This window comes from Candidatus Palauibacter sp., assembly GCF_965222475.1.
In the GTDB taxonomy this organism is placed as follows: domain Bacteria; phylum Gemmatimonadota; class Gemmatimonadetes; order Palauibacterales; family Palauibacteraceae; genus Palauibacter.
Genome location: NZ_CBDCUB010000007.1, coordinates 609,845 through 628,511, shown reverse-complemented (window position 1 = coordinate 628,511; position 18,667 = coordinate 609,845). Strand labels below are relative to the sequence as shown.

The following is an 18,667-nucleotide window of genomic DNA, read 5'->3' as shown; positions in this document are numbered from 1 at the left end:
AGTTTCGGGATGAACTGCGCGTTTTAATGGTGGCCGGTGCCCCGGAAGGAGGATCAGAGATCGCTACCGCAGATCCCGCACGGCGCGGACGCCCGCGCAGATCCGGGCGCCAATCGGCAGGTCGGACGGTCGTCACTGCCGTCGCGGCGGTCGTGACGGCCATCTCGTGCGCGGAGAGCACCACCGAACCGGCCGAAGTTCCGCGTCCGACCTCCCTGTCAGTCGACCCTCCCACGGCCCGGCTGTCGACGCTAGGTGACACCGTGAGCCTGGAGGCGACCGTCCGCGATCAGGACGGACGGATCATGTCCGGGGTGACCGTGAGATGGTCGAGTACGGATGCGGTGGTCGTGACCGTCGATGGGCAGGGACTGGTTACGGCGATCGGCTACGGTTCGGCGACAGTAAATGCCTCGGTTGGGGCGGCTTCGGGAAGCGCTACGGTGCTCGTGACGAGCGCGGAGTCGGATCGGGAGGCACTCGAGGCGTTCTACGTGGCCACGGACGGGCCGAACTGGATCCGCAGGGACAACTGGTCGACCGATGCCCCACTCGCACGCTGGCAAGGCATCCGGGTGGACAGCGCGGGGCAGGTCGTCGAACTGAGCCTGGGACAAAACGCGCTGTACGGCCCGGTTCCGGTTGAACTCGGCAATCTCCCGAACCTGGAGGTGCTGCTGCTCCGGGATAACAGCCTCGAGGGGGCACTCCCTCCGGAAGTGACCGGCCTCAAGAAGCTGCGCACGGTGGATCTCTCCGAGAATCGCCTTACCGGCGCGATTCCGACCGAGTTGGGAAGTCTCCGTAATCTGACCCACCTGAACCTGTCCCGGAATCGCCTTACGGAGTTCATCCCCGATCAGATCGGGGACCTTCACAGGCTGAGGGAACTGGATCTCTCCTGGAATCGTCTGTCGGGACTTCTCCCATCCGGACTCGGCGGGCTCCCGGACCTGACCAGGCTGGCAGTATCGTCGAATCGCTTGACGGGTGGCGTTCCCGGCACCTTTCTCTCGCTCGATCTCCTCGAATTCCGGTTCGGGAGGAACGACGACCTCTGCGCGCCCGGCACGACCAATTTCATCGAGTGGGCGAAGTCGATTCGTCAACGCCCTCCTTCGTCGCCGGGGCGGGTCCCCTACGCGGGCCCTTTCTGCAACGGTGAGGATGTGCGGGCTCTGGAGCTGCTGTACTCGGGGGCGGGCGGCAAGAACTGGACGAATTCGACCGGGTGGCTTGAAGGGATCGTAGGCTGGCAGGAGGTCGGCGCGGGAGCCGATCTGAAGGACTGGTTCGGTGTGACCGTCGACTCCCTTGGTCGGGTCCACACGCTTGACCTGACAGACAACGGACTGGTGGACCGGTTGTGGGGACTCGACGGGCTCAAGGGCGTAGTCGAACTGAAGCTCGGGCGGAACCGGCTTTCGACCGGCGTACCCGACTTGGGGGACCTGTCGACCCTGCAACTATTGGATCTGAGCGACAACGACCTATACGGTCACATACCGGAGGGACTCGGGAATCTACAGCGCGCGCGAGTGCTGAACTTGAGCGGAAACCGCCTGGTGGGCGCAATTCCGGCCGAACTCGGGAACCTCTCCGCGCTGAGAGTGCTGGACTTGAGCGGAATGCGACCTTCCCTCGCGTACCCGCTTCCCGGTCTCGAGCACGCCCTACCGGCCCAACTGGGCCGCCTGTCGAATCTGGAGATATTGAACCTGAGCGGGAACCGCCTGCGGTACGCGATTCCACGCGAGTTCGGGGATTTGTCGGCTCTCCGGGAACTGCTGCTTTCGCAGAACGAACTGTCGGGTGAGCTGCCGACGGAACTCGGCGAACTCGGGAGGCTGGAGCGGCTGGACCTGGAGGGGAACCCGGGCCTCACACGTCCGCTGCCGCTGAGTCTGACTTCCCTTCGGACGCTCGAAGAACTCGGGTTGAGCGATACCGGCCTGTGCGTGCCTCGAGGCTCGGCATTCGTCGACTGGCTCGCAGGTAAGGGCGCAGAGGAGACGCCCTTGTGTGCGGGACTCAACGCCTACCTGATGCAGGCGGTGCAATCGCTCTCCGTCCCCGTGCCCCTGGTCGCGGGTGAGCCCGCGCTGCTCCGAGTGTTCGTGGCCTCTCCGAATGTCTCCGGCGAGACGATGCCCCCGATACGCGCCCGACTCTACCATGGGGACACGGAGATCTTGACGCGGGACATTATGGCAGGTGCGGATGTGATCCCGGCCGAGGTCGATGAAGGATCGCTGGAGACATCCGTCAACGCCGAGATCCCCGGCTGGGTGATCCAGCCCGGTCTGGGACTCGTACTCGAGATCGATCCCGACCGAACACTTGAAGGTCGCCTCGACGTGGCGGCGCGCCTTCCGGAAACGGGTCGCCTGAACATCGACGTGAGTGCCCTTTCCCCGCTTGAACTCACGGTGATCCCATTCCTGTTCCGGGCAGCACCGGACTCGTCGATACTGGATCTGACCGCGAACCTCTCCGCGCGGGATGACGTCTTCTGGGCCGTGCAGACGTTGTTGCCGGTCGGGGAATTCGAACCTGCGGTGCACGAGCCGGTCACAACCCTTACCAACCGTACCTGGGATTTGGCATGGGAAGCCGCGACCATTCGCCGGATCGAGGGCGGCACGGGCCACTACATGGCTACGATGGCGGGACCAACCGATGGGCCGCCCGGAACAGCCTCCCGGGATGGATGGTCGAGCTACGCGGTCCTCGATCCCTGGGTGATCGCGCAACAATTGGGATCCAACCTAGGACTCTACGAAGCCCCGTGCGGGGGGGAGGTCAAATGGTCCAGTCGCGCCTTCCCGAACGCGGAGGGATGGATCGGGGACTGGGGGTACGATCGCCGCGATGCCGCACTCGTTGCGCCGCACACACACGACTTGATGTCCAACTGTGAACCCGGGTGGATAAGCGGATATCACTTCACGCGCGCCTTCAACTCCCGCCTGGCCGCAATGGAAGCCCGCGTTGCGGGTGCCGCGACCGTCCGCGGCCCTTCCCGCGGGCTTCTCGTGTGGGGCAGAGTCGAGGTGACGGGCGCGCTACACCTCGAGCCGTCATTCGTCGTCAACGCCCCGGCGTGGCTGCCGGAAGCGGGCGGGGACTACAGGCTGACCGGTAGCACCGCCGCGGGCTCGGCGCTGTTCTCGCTGGATTTCGACCTGCCGCGAGTGGCCGGCCGGGAGGGGGGATCAGGCTTCGCCTTCGTGCTTCCGGTCGAACCCGGGTGGAGCGACTCGCTTGCAAGCCTCACTCTTTCAGGGCCGGGCGGAAGCGTCACACTGGACGAGAATTCCGATCGACCGACGGTGATCCTCCGTGATTCGTCGACCGGGCAGGTACGCGCGATCCTTCGCGATCTGCCGGCGGCGGCCGTTCCAGAGGACTCTCATGCCGCCATGCTTCGCGACAACGCGCTCCTCGCGGCCCATTTTGGCGGCACGCCCGCGTCGGACCTCACCGTTCTCATTAGCCGCGGCTTGCCCCGCGAGGTGGACTGGGACCGGTGAACGGCGTGAAGACCTTCGGGCGAGGGCAACGTGCCACGGTGTCGAGCGCCAAATCAGACCGAGTGCTGGCTGGGGCCTTCCTTGCCTGTATCGCCGCGCTCTCCTGTGCCGACGATCCCGTCGCGCCGGCGGGTTCGGGCGAGCGGCCCACAGCGGATCTGGCCTCGACGAGCGCCGGCCTCACTGCAACGAACGCCGACTCCGACCGAGACGCGCTCGTGGCCCTGTACAGGGCGACGGCCGGCCCCAGCTGGAGCAGAAACGACAAATGGCTCACCGACGCACCGCTCCGGGAATGGTACGGCGTGGCGATCAACCACGCGGGCCGGGTTGAGCGGCTGATACTCTGGAGGAATCAGTTGGCCGGCTCCATCCCCCCCGAGATCGGAAATCTGACGAGCCTCACGTCTCTGGAACTCGGCCGCAATGCACTAAGTGGCTCCATCCCGCCCGAACTCGGGAATCTGACCAGCCTCACGTCCCTCAGCCTGGGAGGCAACAGACTTGTTGGCTCCATCCCGCCCGAAATCGGGAATCTTACCGGCCTCACGTCCCTCAACCTGGGAGACAACGGGCTTGGTGGCTCCATCCCGCCCGAAATCGGCAACTTGACCAACCTTGCATCTCTTTACCTGAGCCGTAATCGGCTGATGGGCCTCATCCCGCCCGAGATCGGCAATCTGACCAGCCTTACGTCTCTAGGACTCGAGGGGAATGCGCTGAGCGGCTCCATCCCACCCGAACTCGGAAGACTCCTGCGGCTGCGGTATCTCTGGCTCGCCTGGAACGACCTCACGGGCGCTATCCCCCGGAGCTTCCTGGAGATGAACCTGGCCTTCTTCTGGTTTCCGGAGAACGATGGCCTTTGTGCCCCGGGGACGGCGGACTTCATCGAATGGGCCAAAGACATCGATGCTAGTCAAGTCAATATCGGAATCATCGATTACAATGGGCCCTTCTGCAACTCCGCGGACGCACGTGTGCTCCTGTCGACATACGAGTCCACGAGTGGCGAGGAGTGGACGCACGCCGAGGGCTGGCAAGGCGTTGAGTGGTGGTGGATGAACGTGGGCCCGGGCGGACGACTGCATGCCGTAGCAGCACTTGACGAGTGGTACGGCGTGACCACCGACACCCTCGGGCGGGTCACGGGACTGGACTTGAGCAACAATGGCCTTACGGGCCGGATTCCGCCGGACCTGTGGCGTCTCCGCCATTTATCGAGACTGCGTCTCGGCCGTAACGCGCTCTCGGGACCGCTGCCCGCTTCGATGGTCAAGCTTCCACTTCGGGTGTTCCGGTACGCGGAGACGGATCTATGTACGCCGCCCGACGCGTCGTTTCGGGACTGGATCTCGGGCCTTCCGTCGCACACCGGAACTGGAGAGGAATGTACGTCGCTTTCCTATCGTTCCGCCCTCGCCGCACTCTACCGCGCCACCGGAGGCGAGGGCTGGACCCGGAGCGACAATTGGCTGGACGACGCCCCACCAGAGGAATGGTACGGGGTCGAAGTGGATGCGGACGGACGCATCGTCGGACTCACGCTCGATGACAACAATCTCGAGGGTGAACTCCCCGCCGAAATCGGCCATCTCTCGCACCTTTCCCACCTGGCGCTCGACAATAACAACCTCGAGGGCGAGCTCCCGCCGGAACTGGGCGACTTGAACGAGCTCACGCGCCTCTCTATCGACAACAATCGCTTGTCGGGCAAGATCCCCCTGGAATTGGGGAGTCTCGCGAACCTCCTGGAGCTACGACTCTCCGGAAATCTGCTGCGGGGTTACTGGCCCGAACTCGGCGAACTGTCGAAGCTTGAAGTGCTGGATCTGAGCGACAACCCAATCCGATTCGCCGTGACGCTTCACACCTTCGTCGATCTCTCCCGGCTGAGGGTGCTGGATCTCAGCGGCCTGGGAGGGTTTACCTTCATTCCTGTGCAATTCGGTGGTTTTTCCCAACTTGAAGTACTGGATCTCGGCGGCAATGACCTTTTTGGCTCCATTCCCCCTCAATTCGGGAAGCTGTCCAATCTCAGAGTCCTCGACTTGAGCCATGATCCCGAGCCACGCCGAGGCCTCGTCGGGCAGCTCTCGGGTCCGATCCCTGTGGAACTGGGCCGTCTCTCCCGCCTGGAAGTGCTGAACCTCCGGGGGAACCGCCTCGACAGCCTTCCGCCGGAACTCGGCGAGCTTGCGAGCCTGGAGGTTCTGGACCTGAGCGAGAACCCGTTCGGGCAATCCATCCCGCCCGAACTGGGTAACCTCGGCAGCCTCAGGGGACTCATCCTTCGCGGCGACCACCTGTCGGGCTCTGTGCCGAAGGAACTCGGCAAGCTCGTGAACCTCGAGCGGCTCGACCTCGCGAACAATCGGACGCTTTCCGGCCCGCTGCCGCCAAGCCTCGCAGCCCTGACGGGCCTCGACGAACTCCGTGTGAGCCATACCGAGCTCTGTACCCCGTCGGATGCGGCCTTGCTGGACTGGCTTCAGGGGACGGGCGCGGAAGGCTTGCCCCGGTGCGCGGGATCGAACGCTTACCTGACGCAGGCGATCCAGTCGCTGGCGTTCCCCGTCGCGCTGGTCGCGGATGAGCCCGCGCTGCTCCGGGTGTTCGTCACCGCGCCGGACCAGGGGATGGAGACCATCCCGCCGGTGGAGGCCCGGTTCTATGTCGATGGTGTGGAGACATACCTGGCGAAGATTCCGGGTGGGGCCGGCGCAATCCCGACGGAGATGAAGGAGGGGTCGCTTGAACTCTCGGCCAACGCAGAGATTCCCGGGTCGGTGATCCGGCCCGGTCTGGAAATGGTGATCGACATCGACCCCGAGCAGACGCTGGGCCCTGAAGTCCATCTGACGAAGCGTATCCCCGAAAGGGGCCGCGTTCCGGTGGACGTCGAACGGATGCCGGCCATGGACCTGACGGTGATCCCGTTCCTGTACCTCGCAGCCCCGGACTCCTCGATCCTGGACAGGACGGCCACGCTCGCGGGGGAAGACGATCTGTTCTGGGCCGCGCGGACCCTGCTTCCTGTGCGAGACTTGGACGTGTCGGTGCACGAGCCGCTCGTAGTGCTGACGAACAACGCGGTCGACCTGACGGTCATGACGAACGTGATTCGGACCATGGAGGGCGAGAGCGGTTACTACCTGGGCACCATGGCGGGGAGTACGATTGGTACCGGTGCCGCCTATACGGTTTTCCCCGCGAGTTTCTCCGTCGCGGATCCCTGGGTGATAGCGAACCAGTTCGGGCACAATATGAGCCTGGGCCATGCGCCATGCGGGTCGGCCGGCCGGGTGGATCCGGCGTTCCCCTACATCGATGGATCGATCGGCGCCTGGGGATACGACTTCCGCGACGGCAAGCTGATCGACCCGGGTACGCCGGATCTGATGTCCGACTGTGGTCCGCCGAAGTGGATCAGTGAGTATCACTTCACCAAGGCGCTTCGGTCTCGCCTCAAGAACGAGGGCGAGGTTGCGGCGGGAGTTGCCGCCCCTACCAACGCGCTCCTGTTATGGGGTGGAGTCGACGAACGGGGGGCGCCGTTCCTGGAGTCGGCCTTCGTCGTCAAGGCTCCACCCTCGCTGCCCCGTACAGGTGGTCAATACCAGGTATCGGGGCATGCTGCGGATGGCGGGGAATTGTTCCGGCTTGACTTCGATATGGCGGAGGTCGCCGCCGGGGAGGGTGTGGCGTCGTTCGTGTTTACCCTCCCCGTACAACCCTCGTGGAGGGGTTCGCTGGCGAGCATCGTGCTCTCCGGACCGGGCGGAACGGCGATCCTGGACGAGAAGACCGAACGTCCGGCCGCCATCCTTCGCGATCGGTCGACGGGGCAGGTTCGTGCGTTCCTGACGGATCTGCCGGCTGGCGACGCGGCCGGGGACCGCGCCATCGCTGCGACCGGGGCCCTGGCCGGATCCGCGCGCTACGAGGGTGGCCACGATGTGGCCGCCGCTGCCGGGGAGCAGGGCCTTGAAGTGCTGACAAGCCGCGGGCTGCCTGATTTGCCAGCCAGGCGTCGGTGAACCTGCCGCCGGCAGCCGGCGTCGGTCGTTAGCGGTTCCTCTTTCGGAGGCTACCGCCGGCAAGGACGCCCACGGGACCCATGACGAGCATCACGACGGGATACCATGTCGGCCCGTAGGCTTCACCCGACGACGAGAGGCCGGCAAGCGAGGCGAGGCTGAAGAAGACGAGAATCGCGCCCAGGACTCCGGCATGGACCCTGGGTGCCCGGGGCGCGGCCAGGGCGGTGAGAAAGCCCGCCAGAACGGTGATCACGAGGCGCGTTCCCAGACTCGCGACGATGAAGGCGGTGTCCGGCGCCGTCCCGGGCCCGACGCCGAGGGTCGACATCAGCAACCGGCCCGTGAGTACCGAGCCGAACGTCAGCACGGCGAACCCAAGGATCACGGCCGCCACGCCGCGGAGCAGCGAGGCATCGCCCATGCGGGACCAGGTCTCGACCGCCTCATCGAGGTCGGGACGGAGCCCCGAAGTCTGGGGCCCGGTAGGGCTCATGGGATTCTCTCCATGATCGGCAGGACGATGTGCGATGCGTAGTCGGCGGCGTGATGAACTGTGTTTTCGGCGATATCCCATTCGGTCTCGTCGTAGTTGTTGCCGCCCGTGTTCAGGTTGCGGTCGAACCGGGGGAAGTTGGAACTGGAGACTTCGATCCGCACGCGGTGGCCGGGAGCGAACCAGTGCGCCACCGAGTGGAGATCGACGCGGACCTCGTATACCTCACCCTCCTCCATCATCGAGGGCGCCTCGTATCCGTCGCGATACCGCGCCCGCTTGATGCCCTCGACGATGTTGATCGCCCGCCCGTCGGTGTGGACGTCAAGGAGCTTCACGGTGAAGTCGGTGTCCGGAGCGCTCGAACTCGCGTAGAGTCGCGCCTCGAGCGGACCCGCGATCTCGAGCCCGTCCTCGCCGACCGGATCGCCCGTGTAGACGAGCACGTCCTCGCGCTCCTCGATGTCCGACTGGTCGTAGGCGCCCGGCTGGTCGGCGGGGTTCCCGGTGCAGCAGACCGACCCGCCGCGCGAGGGGACGGGGTCCCCGGGGTCGTAGACGAACACGTCCGGCGGCTCGTCGCTGGGCGGCTCCGCGCTGAGCGCCCCGTCGCCGAACCTCGAGTTCGCGTCCCCGCCGCTGCGGAGATAGAAGCGCGTCGCCTCGGCCCCGGGGGGCGGCCACGTATCCGCCGCGGCCCACTCGTTCCGGCCCATCACGTAGTAGTGGATCTTCGGGATCTCCGTGATCCCGTTCTCCTCGCCCTTGAGCCAGTAGTCGAACCAGGCGAGATAGAGCGACCAGTACGGCAGGCGGGCGTCGCCGAAATCGATCTCGCCGACGATGGTCTGTTCCGTGGCCCGCTCGGACATGCAGTGCGACGTCGGGGAGAGGATGGCGAACTGGTGCGCCCCGCCGCGGTCGCTCTCCGCGTCGTCCTGCATCATGCGCCACTGCTGCAGCGTCTCGTTGGCCCCGAGGTCGTACCACGAGTTGACGTGCAGCGCCGGCGTGTCGAAGCGGTCGTCGTCGCGTAGATAGCCGAGCTGGTCCCACCACTCGTCGGCGAGCGGCGTGCTCAGGATCTCTTCCCAGTCCGTGTCGCGGTCTGGGGGACCGTAGTTCCGCATGAGGTCGATCGTGGGCAGTTCCCGGAGCGCCGCGAACGCCTCCACGGGAGGGGCGGGCTCACCGCCGGGCCGCTTCCGTCCGTTGCCCCGGAACCAGCCGAAGCTGGCGGAGAGACCGAACGTCCCGCCCTCGAAGATACCGAAGTACCCGTAGCGGTCGCCGGCCGAACCGACCGAGCCCCCGGCGGCGAGCGGGATCGCGGCGGCGTGCGCCGGGTGCCGCTGGGTCATGAGTTGGGTCTGGTTCTCGCCGAGATAGGAGCACCCGAACGTGCCCACTTTGCCGTTCGACCAGGGCTGGTTGGCGGCCCATTCGACGGCGTCGTAGCCGTCGAGGCGGTCCGCTGCGGAGAGGAGGTAATCGCCTTCCGAGGCGTACTTGCCGCGCACGTCCTGCACGACCACGGCGTAGCCCTGGCCGGCGAAGAACCCCGCGGGCCCGATCGCGCCGCCGCTGTAGGTCTCCTTGTTGTAGGGCAGCCGGATGAGGACGACGGGGAGCGGATCCCCCTCTTCGGAGGCCCCGACGGGCATGTAGAGATCGGTGGCCAGCCGGACCCCGTCCCGCATGGGGATCATCAGGTCCTTCTCGACCCGGACCTCGAAGCGCGCCTCGGGGCGGGTGTAGGGGTCGGCCGAATCCGCCGCGAAGTGTTGGAGAGCTTCCGACGCCGGAGGCTCCGAATCGTCGGGCGGCGGGCCGCACGCACCGAAGAACGGCGCCGCCACGAGCCCCGTGGCGATCAGTCGCGTCCGGATGCGGTGCGGTTTGTCCATCGGGCCCCTCCTCAGGAGATTCATCCGCCTCGTCGACAACATACCGGACGACTCCCCGAAGCGCCGGTAGGGTCGCCGGGCGATCAAGACCCGCGGAACGAACGTCGTGACGAGAAGCGAACGGAGCCGAAACGAAGGAGGGATGAGGCACTTGCGAGATGAGACCGGCACCAGGGCTCTGCAGAGGATTCCCGGCGTCGGGCCCAGTATTGCGGCCGACCTCTCGGGCCTCGGGATCGAGCGCGTGAGCGACCTCGAGGGATGCGACCCGAACGAGCTCTACGAGAACCTGTGCTCGCAGCGAAGACGGCATATCGACCGCTGCGTGCTCTACGTCTTCCGCTGCGCCGTCTACTTCGCGGAGACCGCCGGGCCCGACCTCGAACTCCGCAAGTGGTGGAACTGGAAGGACCGCGTTCACGCGAACGAACGGCCACCCGCGCACGAACGACCACCCGCGCACGGCTGACGGGCGGGTCGGCGATGGCTTCGGACGCCCACCGGCGCATCTTCGACGTCGTCGCGCGGATCCCCGCGGGCCGCGTGGCGACCTACGGGCAGGTCGCGCGACTGGCCGGGCTCGGGGGACAGGCCCGTCTCGTCGGGTACGCGCTGCACATGGCGGATCGGCCGCTCCCCTGGCACCGGGTCATCAACGCGCGGGGCGAGATCAGTTCCCGCGCGGACGCCTTCTCCGAGGCGCTTCAGTATCGGCTGCTGGCCGCGGAGGGGGTGGTGTTCGACGCGCAGGGGCGGATTCCGCTGGAACGCTTCCGCTGGGACGGGGAGGAGGCCCCGGCCGGCCCGGCTGGCGAGGGCTCCTGAGCCGTCACACCTTGCGGCCCGGCTTTGGTATTCTCGCGCAGATCGGGAGCGTTCCCATGCCTCGTCATTTCCGCCCGTCCCTGTTCATCGCCCTCCTCGTCGCGAGCCTGACGACCGGATTCTCCGGTGGACCGCTGCTCGCGCAGGAGACGCCCGTGCAGACCGCCTCGGGCAACGTCCAGGGCGTGGTCGAAGACGGCGTCCGGGTGTTCCGGGGGATCCCGTTCGCGGCGCCGCCGGTGGGTGACCTGCGCTGGAAGCCACCCCAGCCGGTCGAATCCTGGGGAGGCGCCACGCTGTTCGCCAACAGTTTCGGGCCGCAGTGCATGCAGGGCTCGTTCCCCGCCGGATCCGTGTTCCGGGGCCCGCCCGCCCCCACCGCCGAGGACTGTCTGTACCTCAACGTGTGGACCGGGGCGGGGGACGCGTCAGAGCGACGGCCGGTCATGGTCTGGATCCACGGGGGGGCGCTCACCATGGGCTCGGGCTCCGTGAGCGCCTACGACGGCGGGGCGCTGGCGGCGAGGGGCGCCGTTGTGGTCACGATCAACTACCGGCTCGGCCCCTTCGGCTACCTCGCGCATCCACTGCTCACGGCCGAGTCCGAGCATGGCTCTTCGGGCAACTACGGCGTGCTCGATCAGATCGCCGCGCTCGAGTGGGTCCGCGACAACATCGCGGCCTTCGGCGGCGACCCCGATCGGGTGACCATCTTCGGCGAGTCGGCGGGCTCCTGGAGCGTGAACACGCTCATGGCGACCCCCCTCGCCGCAGGCCTCTTCCACCGCGCGATCGGCCAGAGCGGCGGACGGTTCGGTCGGATGATGCGTCTCTCGGAGGCGCCGGAGGGCGCGCGCTCCGCCGAGGAGGTCGGGGCCGCGTTCATCGGCACACTCGGGGCGGAGACGCTCGATGACATGCGGGCGCTCTCCGCCGCCACCCTGATGGCGGGGCTCGCCACCGAAGTCGGCCGCCGGTTCAGGACGGCGGAGAACGTGGATGGATGGGTGTTGCCGACCGACGTGACGACCACGTTCGCCGAGGGGCGCCACAACAACGTCCCGGTGCTGGTCGGGTTCAACGCCGATGAGATGACCTCCCTCAGTTCCCCGCGGTCGGTGCCGGCAACGCTCGACGCGTGGCGCGAATGGGTGGCGGGCCGCGTGGGAGACGAGGCGGAACTATTCGAATCCGTGTACCCCGTAGTCGAGGAGAGCCAAATCTCCAACGCCTTCACGCGAAGCCGCGGCGACGCCCTGTTCGGCATCCAGATGCGGACGTGGGCGCGGGCGTCGGAAGCCGCCGGGACGGACGCCTGGCTCTACTACTTCACGCACGAGCCGCCGGGACCGGCCCGGGAATATCTCAAGTCGTACCACGCTGCGGAGATCGTGTACGCGCTCGGGAACGTCGGCCCGGGCACGCGCGAGGCCGCGGACCGCCGGCTGGCCCGCACGATGTCCTCCTACTGGCTGAACTTCGCCGCAACGGGCGATCCCAACGGCCCGGGACTGCCGCCGTGGCCGGCCTACACGCGTGACGAAGAGGCTTATCAGATCCTGGGGGCGACCGTGAAGACGGCCGCCGGACTCCGCGCGTCCGAGCTGGACTTCTGGGGCCGTCGGCTCCAGGCGGGCTTGCCGTGAGCGGGCCGCTCTGCCGGCGGCTCTCCGAGATGCGCGCGGAGAAGAAAGCCGCGCGGCCGGCCGCCGCCACCGCGATCATGAACGCCGGCACCGAGGCGCTGAGGGCTTCCGGCATCCTCGGTCGCGTGCCGCGGGTGGGTGACCGCGCGCCCCGCTTCGCCCGTCCCAGCGTGGCCGGGCCCACGGTACGGCTCCAGTCACTCCTCCGGCGGGGCCCCGTCGTGCTCAGCTTCTTCCGCGGCCGCTGGTGACCCTACTGCCGAGAGGAGCAGGCTGCTCTTCAATCGGTACTGCCCGAGATCGAGGCCCGAGGCGCCCGGCTCGTCACCCTCTCCCCCCAACTCGCGGAGTACGCCCGCGGCTGGATCGAGGAGGACGGGATCCAGTTCGACGTCCTGCTCGACCTCGGCCTCGGCGTGGCGCGTGACTACGGCCTCACCTTCGCGGTCGAGGGAGAACTGCGGGACCTCTATCGTGACGGGCTCGGGATCGATCTCTCCCGATTCAACGGGGACGAGTCCTGGGAGCTTCCGCTGTCCGCCACCTTCGTGATCGACGCCTCGGGCACCATCGTGTACGCATCCGCCGACGCCGACTACACGGTGCGCGCCGAACCCTCCGAGATCGTCGCCGCGATCCCGCCTCCCCGGGCGTAGGAATGTCCGAGGCCCCGGGGGAGGTTCGGCTGCTGCACGGACTCCGGGGCCGCATGCGCGATGGAGTCGGGCTCACGGCCGATGTGTACCTGGCGACCGGCGGCGGTCCCTTCCCCACGATCGTCACGCGGACGCCCTACGAGAGCGCCCGCGACGTGTTCATCGAGAACGGGATCTGGTGGACGCGGCGGGGCTACGCGTTCGTCGTCCAGGACTGTCGCGGCCGCTTCGAGTCGGAGGGTGTGTTTCACGCCTACACGCCCGAGATCGAGGATGGGCACGACACGCTCGAGTGGGTCGCCGGCCAGGAGTGGTGCGACGGGAAGATCGGGATGTGGGGCCGAAGCTACGGCGGGCTGACGCAGTGGCTCAGCGCCACTCTCGGCAGCCCGCATCTGACCTGCATGGTGCCGCACGTGATCTGCGACGATCACTTCGGAGATTGTCACTACCTCGGCGGCGCCTTCCAGTTGCTGCTGTCGCTCGCCGCCGCCGTGATCTGGGAGACGAACCTGGCGATCGTGACGGGGGCGCAGGCCGCCCGCCTGTTCCAGAACGCGAAGTTCTGGTCACATCTCCCGCTCATCGAGATGGACCAGCGCGCGATCGGCCGGAAGATCCCGTATTGGCGCGAGTGGCTGGAGCACCCGACGCGCGACGAGTACTGGCGACGGCTCAGGCTCACGGATCAATACGACCGGGTGACGGCGCCGGCTTTCCAGCAGGGTGGGTGGTACGACGCCTACCCGGGTTCGGCTCTCCGCATCCACGAGGGGATGACCGCCGGGGCCGCGACCTCCCGCGCGCGAGCACAGAACCGTACGCTCATCGGACCCTGGTCCCACGAAGTACCGGAGTCGCAGACCGTCGGCGACCTCACGTTCGGACCTGACGCCTGGGTCGATGTCCGAGAGGAGGAACGGCGCTGGTTCGACTGGCAGCTACGGGGCCTGGATGACGGGATCAGCGAGGACCCGCCGCTGCGCTGGTTCACGACGGGCGTCAACCGGTGGCGGACGGGCGCGGAGTGGCCGCCCGCTGGCACCGAAGTGGTGAACTGGCATCTCCACAGCCACGGCCGCGCGAACCGGGATGATGGCGCCCGGCTGGACCCTGAGCCGCCGGGGGATGAGCCGCCCGACCGCTTCGACTACGACCCGCGCGATCCCGCGCCCTCGCTCGGCGGGAACCTGTCCTCGCGCCTGATCACGACGCACGCCGAGACGCCCATGCGAGGCGGCCCCGTCGAGCAGACGCCGATCGAGCGGCGCCGCGACGTGCTCGTCTACACGTCTGCGCCGCTGGAGAACGACCTCGAGGTGACAGGACCGGTCGAACTCGTGCTCTACGCGGAGTCGTCCGCCCGGGACACCGACTTCGTGGCGCGCCTGACGGATGTGGAGCCGGACGGGGCGTCGTTCGTGCTCACCGAAGGGATCCTGCGCGCACGTTACCGGGACGGACTGAATCGGATTGATCTGCTCGAGCCGAACTCGGCAGCGGAGTTCCGGATCGGGACTCTATGCGATGAGCCACGTCTTCCGCGCCGGACACCGGATCCGACTGCAGATTACGAGCAGTTGCTTCCCCCGCTTCAGCCGCAACCTCAACACGGGCGAGGACGTGGGCACCGGCACGCGCATGCGGACGGCGCGCAACACCGTGCTCCACTCGGCCGGGTATCCTTCGCACCTGCGGCTCGCGGTCGCCGACCGCGCTCGGGGCTGACCGCCACTTGATCGCCCGACGCCCATGAGCGCTCTCGACTGGCTGATCGTCCTTGGATTGAACGGGGCGATCATCGCCTACGGACTTCGCCGCGCGCGCGGCACCTCCACCAGCGGCGAGTGGTTTCTGAGTTCGCGCACGCTCCCCTGGTGGGCGGTCGGCCTGTCGCTCTTCGCCACCAACATGGACAACTCGGAGTTCGTGTCGGCGACGGGAACGATCGCAAGCGAAGGGCTGCACTTCCTCTCCGCGCACACGTTCGGCGGACTCATCGGCGTCACGATCGCCACATTCGTGATCGTCCCCGCCATCTACCGCGCCGGGCTGTACACCAACTCCGAGTACCTCGAGCACCGCTTCGGCCCCGGTACGCGCGTCCTCGGCGCCCTCATCCAGATCCAGTATCGGACCTCCGTCCTCGGCCTCATGATCTGGGCCGTCCACCTGACCCTGGTCGGGGTCGGCGGGCTGAGGCCGGGGCTCTCCTGGGCGCTGATCGTGTCGCTGGTCGTCCTGTCCGGCATCTACACGGCCGTGGGCGGGTTACGGGCGGTCGTTGCGACCGACGTGCTGCAGAGCGTGCTCGTGATCGCCGGGGGGCTCGCGGTCTGCGCGGCGGTGTGGCGGGCGGTAGGGGGTTGGGATGTCATGATGGCTGAGTTGGAGAGCCTGGGGACGGCGGTCGAGGGGCTCGCGCCGGGCCTCGCGGCGCCCGATCTGGCCCACGTGAGTTCGTTCCGGGGACGGGACGGAAACACCTCGCCGGGCGTCATCTTCATCGCGTGGATCCTCATCTCCTCCGGCTGGTGGACCGTGAGCCACACATCGACGCAGCGGATGATGGGGGCGCGATCGCTCTGGGACATGAAGATGGCCGGAGTGCTGGGCGTCGGCGTGAGCCTCGTCGTCCTCGTGTTCACGGACATGCTGGGGCTGTTCGGCCGGGCGCAATTCCCGGACTTCGCGCAGCCCGACGCCATGTACCCTCACCTCATTTCCACGTATCTGGGGGTCGGGGCCAAGGGGCTCGTCGTGGCGGGCGTCGTGAGCGCCGCCGTGAGCACGTTCGACTCCATGGGGTCGTCGATGTCGGCCGTGTTCACGCGCGACATCTACGCACGCTTGATCTCGCGCGACCGCGACGACGCCCACTACCTGCGCGTGGGACGCATCGCGACGGTCGCGATCCTGGTGCTGGGGTTCGCCTACCTGCCGTTGATCCTGCGCGCGCCGACGATGCTCGCCGCCTTCCGCTCGGTCACCTCGGTCTTCGTCACGCCGCTGCTCATCGTCTACCTGGTCGGCGCCGTGACGCGCACGAACCGGCGGGTCGGCATCGCCGGCCTCGCGACTGGCGGACTGTACGGCGTCGCCGGGTTCCTCGACCGGGAAGTGATCGATGTGTCGTGGCTGCCGGCCTGGCTGACCGGGCAGTGGGAGGCCTTCGTGTGGGCGATCGTCTTCACCGCGGCCGGCTGCGCGTTCGCGGCGCTGCACCCCCGCTGGCGGAGGGTGTCGCCCGTGACGGAGGGCGTGGCCCCAGGCGGATGGCTGGCGAAGAGTTCGGGAGAACTCGGCCCGATACGGCTCCATCCCTTCGAGGGGCGGGTTCCGTTGCTGGCCAGTCCAGTGCTCTACACGGGAGTTCTTGCGGCGATTTCGGCGTGGCTCGTCTTCGGGCTGTTCTGGTGACACTGGCGCGCGGCCGGGTCGATCCGCAGCGTGGGGCGACTTCGGAGCCGACGATTCGGCGGGCACCGCACCTCGCGACCTCTTCCTGAACGCAACGCACAGCACGCCGCGGAATACGCTGAGAGGCATATGAACCAACGCGCACAAGACCGGGACCGGCTGGAATACTGGCGCCGCAACCTCCGCTACGTGGGGGCGCTCCTCGGGATCTGGGCGCTGGTGTCCTACGGCGCGGGGATCGTGTTCGCCGACGCGCTGGACACGGTCCGGATCCCGGGCACCGGCTTCCCGCTCGGCTTCTGGTTCGCGCAGCAGGGATCGATCTACGTCTTCGTCCTTCTGATTTTCGTCTACGTCTTCCTCATGAACCGGCTCGATCGGGAGTTCGACGTCGACGAGCGTGACGAGGAGGGCGCGGCATGACGGTTCTCCAGTGGACGGCGACGCTCGTCGGGCTTTCGTTCGCCCTCTACATCGGGATCGCGATCTGGTCGCGGGCTCGCTCGACGAGCGAGTTCTACGTGGCCGGCAAGGGCGTCCATCCCCTCGCCAACGGAATGGCGACGGCGGCAGACTGGATGTCGGCCGCCTCCTTCATCTCGATGGCCGGGATCATCTCCTTCCTGGGGTACGACGGCTCGGTCTACCTCATGGGCTGGACGGGCGGGTACGTGCTCCTGGCGCTGCTCCTCGCCCCATATCTGAGGAAGTTCGGCGCGTTCACCGTCCCCGATTTCGTGGGCGAGCGCTACTACTCCCAGACGGCGCGCGTCGTGGCCGTGATCTGCGCGATCTTCGTCTCCTTCACCTACGTCGCGGGGCAGATGCGGGGCGTCGGGATCGTGTTCAGCCGCTTCCTCGAAATCGACATCGCGCTGGGCGTGGTCATCGGGATGGGGATCGTGTTCTTCTACGCGGTGCTGGGCGGGATGAAGGGGATCACCTACACGCAGGTGGCCCAGTATTGCGTGCTCATCTTCGCCTACACGGTGCCGGCGATCTTCCTGTCGATACTCATCACCGGGATCCCGATCCCGCAGATCGGGCTCGGCGCGGCGGAGCAGGAGACGGGGACCTTCCTGCTCGACCGGCTGAACGGGTTGCACGAGGAGCTTGGATTCGCCGCCTATACGGACGGCACCAAATCGATGCTCGACGTGCTCGCGATCACGGCCGCGCTCATGGTGGGGACGGCGGGGCTGCCGCACGTCATCATCCGTTTCTATACGGTTCCGAGGGTGCGGGACGCGCGGATCAGCGTGGGCTGGGCGCTGGTGTTCATCGCGCTCCTGTACACGGCGGCGCCGGCCGTTGCGGTGTTCGCGAGGACGAACTGTTGAATACGGTGACGGACGCGCCGTACGCGGAGATGCCGGACTGGTTCACGAAGTGGGAGTCCACGGGACTGATCTCGTTCGAGGACCACAACGGGGATGGGCTGATCCAGTACGTCGGGGCGGACGCGGTGGACGGGGCGGGCCAGCCGGTCCGGAACGAACTCACGATCGACCGCGACATCATGGTGCTCGCGAACCCGGAGATCGCGCGGCTGCCGAACTGGGTGGTGGGCCTCGTGGCCGCGGGCGGGCTGGCGGCGGCGCTGTCGACCGCGGCCGGTCTCCTGCTGGTGCTCTCGGCGGCGATCAGCCACGACTTGCTCAAACGCAACTGGCGGCCGGACATCAGCGAGAAGGGTGAACTCGTGGCGGCGCGGGTGAGCGCCGGGCTGGCCGTTCTGGTGGCCGGTTACCTGGGGATCAGCGACTGGGGCTTCGTGGCGGAGGTGGTCGCGTTCGCCTTCGGGCTGGCCGCGGCATCCTTCTTCCCGGTCATCATCCTCGGGATCTTCTCGAAACGGCTCAACCGCGAGGGGGCGATCGCCGGCATGCTGTCGGGGATCACGCTGACGGCGGCCTACATCGTCTACTTCAAGTTCGTGAACCCGGCCGCGAACGTGGCGGAGAACTGGTGGTTCGGGATCTCGCCCGAGGGCATCGGGGCGCTCGGGATGACGGTGAATTTCGCGGTGGCGAGCATCGTGTCGCGGTTCACGCCGGCGCCTCCCCCCGAGGTTCGAGGGCTGGTCGAGCGCATCCGGGTGCCGCGCGGGGCCGGAGAGGCGCACGAGATCAGCGGCTGACCTC

Annotated in this window: 11 protein-coding genes and 3 pseudogenes; 12 read left to right on the top strand and 2 right to left on the bottom strand. The window is 67.3% G+C overall.

Annotated elements, in window-relative coordinates; genetic code table 11:
* Nucleotides 1-26 precede the first annotated feature (26 nt).
* Together ACOQPP_RS14720 and ACOQPP_RS14715 are read left to right on the top strand one after the other, a co-directional pair.
* On the top strand, nucleotides 27-3,533 hold the full coding sequence (locus tag ACOQPP_RS14720) for a leucine-rich repeat domain-containing protein (RefSeq protein ID WP_420636803.1): 3,507 nt from the start codon (nucleotides 27-29) through the stop codon (nucleotides 3,531-3,533).
* Between the two features lie 5 nt (nucleotides 3,534-3,538).
* On the top strand, nucleotides 3,539-7,573 hold the full coding sequence (locus ACOQPP_RS14715; protein ID WP_419167918.1) for a leucine-rich repeat domain-containing protein: 4,035 nt from the start codon (nucleotides 3,539-3,541) through the stop codon (nucleotides 7,571-7,573).
* A 28-nt stretch (nucleotides 7,574-7,601) separates the two neighbouring features.
* Here the strand turns inward: ACOQPP_RS14715 and ACOQPP_RS14710 are convergent, their stop codons facing one another.
* Together ACOQPP_RS14710 and ACOQPP_RS14705 are read right to left on the bottom strand one after the other, a co-directional pair.
* Nucleotides 7,602-8,069 (bottom strand): hypothetical protein, encoded by a 468-nt coding sequence (locus ACOQPP_RS14710; RefSeq protein ID WP_419167919.1) that lies wholly within the window; start codon nucleotides 8,067-8,069, stop codon nucleotides 7,602-7,604.
* Nucleotides 8,066-9,976 (bottom strand): CocE/NonD family hydrolase, encoded by a 1,911-nt coding sequence (locus ACOQPP_RS14705; protein ID WP_419167920.1) that lies wholly within the window; start codon nucleotides 9,974-9,976, stop codon nucleotides 8,066-8,068. The genes ACOQPP_RS14710 and ACOQPP_RS14705 overlap by 4 nt, the downstream gene beginning before the upstream one ends.
* Nucleotides 9,977-10,118: 142 nt before the next feature.
* Here ACOQPP_RS14705 and ACOQPP_RS14700 point away from each other — a divergent pair, with 142 nt between their 5' ends.
* The 10 genes and pseudogenes from ACOQPP_RS14700 to ACOQPP_RS14655 all read left to right on the top strand — a co-directional run bounded on the left by ACOQPP_RS14700 (nucleotide 10,119) and on the right by ACOQPP_RS14655 (nucleotide 18,663).
* The gene (locus tag ACOQPP_RS14700) at nucleotides 10,119-10,445 is read left to right on the top strand and encodes a helix-hairpin-helix domain-containing protein (RefSeq protein WP_419167921.1); all 327 of its coding nucleotides are present in this window, start codon (nucleotides 10,119-10,121) and stop codon (nucleotides 10,443-10,445) included.
* A 14-nt stretch (nucleotides 10,446-10,459) separates the two neighbouring features.
* A complete protein-coding gene (locus tag ACOQPP_RS14695; RefSeq protein WP_419167922.1) occupies nucleotides 10,460-10,801 on the top strand; it encodes an MGMT family protein in 342 nt (113 codons plus the stop codon).
* Nucleotides 10,802-10,857: 56 nt separating this feature from the next.
* Entirely contained in the window at nucleotides 10,858-12,447 is a 1,590-nt protein-coding gene (locus tag ACOQPP_RS14690) for a carboxylesterase/lipase family protein (protein WP_419167923.1), read from the top strand.
* Nucleotides 12,444-12,698 carry a hypothetical protein gene (locus tag ACOQPP_RS14685; RefSeq protein ID WP_419167924.1) on the top strand — a complete coding sequence of 85 codons (255 nt, stop codon included), beginning with the start codon at nucleotides 12,444-12,446 and terminating at the stop codon, nucleotides 12,696-12,698. Before ACOQPP_RS14690 ends, ACOQPP_RS14685 begins: the two co-directional genes overlap by 4 nt.
* Nucleotides 12,699-12,710: 12 nt before the next feature.
* Nucleotides 12,711-13,103, top strand: a pseudogene (locus ACOQPP_RS14680) (redoxin domain-containing protein); the annotation flags it as partial.
* A 2-nt stretch (nucleotides 13,104-13,105) separates the two neighbouring features.
* Nucleotides 13,106-14,605: pseudogene (locus ACOQPP_RS14675) on the top strand (CocE/NonD family hydrolase); the annotation flags it as partial.
* 25 nt (nucleotides 14,606-14,630) lie between these two features.
* On the top strand, nucleotides 14,631-14,831 hold the full coding sequence (locus ACOQPP_RS14670) for a CocE/NonD family hydrolase C-terminal non-catalytic domain-containing protein (RefSeq protein WP_419168007.1): 201 nt from the start codon (nucleotides 14,631-14,633) through the stop codon (nucleotides 14,829-14,831).
* A 24-nt stretch (nucleotides 14,832-14,855) separates the two neighbouring features.
* On the top strand, nucleotides 14,856-16,523 hold the full coding sequence (locus tag ACOQPP_RS14665; RefSeq protein WP_419167925.1) for a sodium:solute symporter family transporter: 1,668 nt from the start codon (nucleotides 14,856-14,858) through the stop codon (nucleotides 16,521-16,523).
* A 129-nt stretch (nucleotides 16,524-16,652) separates the two neighbouring features.
* Complete coding sequence (locus ACOQPP_RS14660) at nucleotides 16,653-16,946, top strand: DUF4212 domain-containing protein (RefSeq protein WP_419167926.1); 294 nt, start codon at nucleotides 16,653-16,655, stop codon at nucleotides 16,944-16,946.
* A pseudogene (locus tag ACOQPP_RS14655) lies at nucleotides 16,943-18,663 on the top strand (sodium:solute symporter family protein). The gene ACOQPP_RS14660 and the pseudogene ACOQPP_RS14655 overlap by 4 nt, the downstream one beginning before the upstream one ends.
* The last annotated feature ends 4 nt before the right edge of the window (nucleotides 18,664-18,667 follow it).

Coding starts and splice junctions, on each gene's coding strand:
- ACOQPP_RS14665 (WP_419167925.1), top strand. CDS start 14,856: ATGAGCGCTCTCGACTGGCTGATCGTCCTTGGATTGAACGGGGCGATC.
- ACOQPP_RS14690 (WP_419167923.1), top strand. CDS start 10,858: ATGCCTCGTCATTTCCGCCCGTCCCTGTTCATCGCCCTCCTCGTCGCG.
- ACOQPP_RS14710 (WP_419167919.1), bottom strand. CDS start 8,069: ATGAGCCCTACCGGGCCCCAGACTTCGGGGCTCCGTCCCGACCTCGAT.
- ACOQPP_RS14660 (WP_419167926.1), top strand. CDS start 16,653: ATGAACCAACGCGCACAAGACCGGGACCGGCTGGAATACTGGCGCCGC.
- ACOQPP_RS14720 (WP_420636803.1), top strand. CDS start 27: ATGGTGGCCGGTGCCCCGGAAGGAGGATCAGAGATCGCTACCGCAGAT.
- ACOQPP_RS14705 (WP_419167920.1), bottom strand. CDS start 9,976: ATGGACAAACCGCACCGCATCCGGACGCGACTGATCGCCACGGGGCTC.
- ACOQPP_RS14670 (WP_419168007.1), top strand. CDS start 14,631: ATGAGCCACGTCTTCCGCGCCGGACACCGGATCCGACTGCAGATTACG.
- ACOQPP_RS14695 (WP_419167922.1), top strand. CDS start 10,460: ATGGCTTCGGACGCCCACCGGCGCATCTTCGACGTCGTCGCGCGGATC.
- ACOQPP_RS14700 (WP_419167921.1), top strand. CDS start 10,119: ATGAGGCACTTGCGAGATGAGACCGGCACCAGGGCTCTGCAGAGGATT.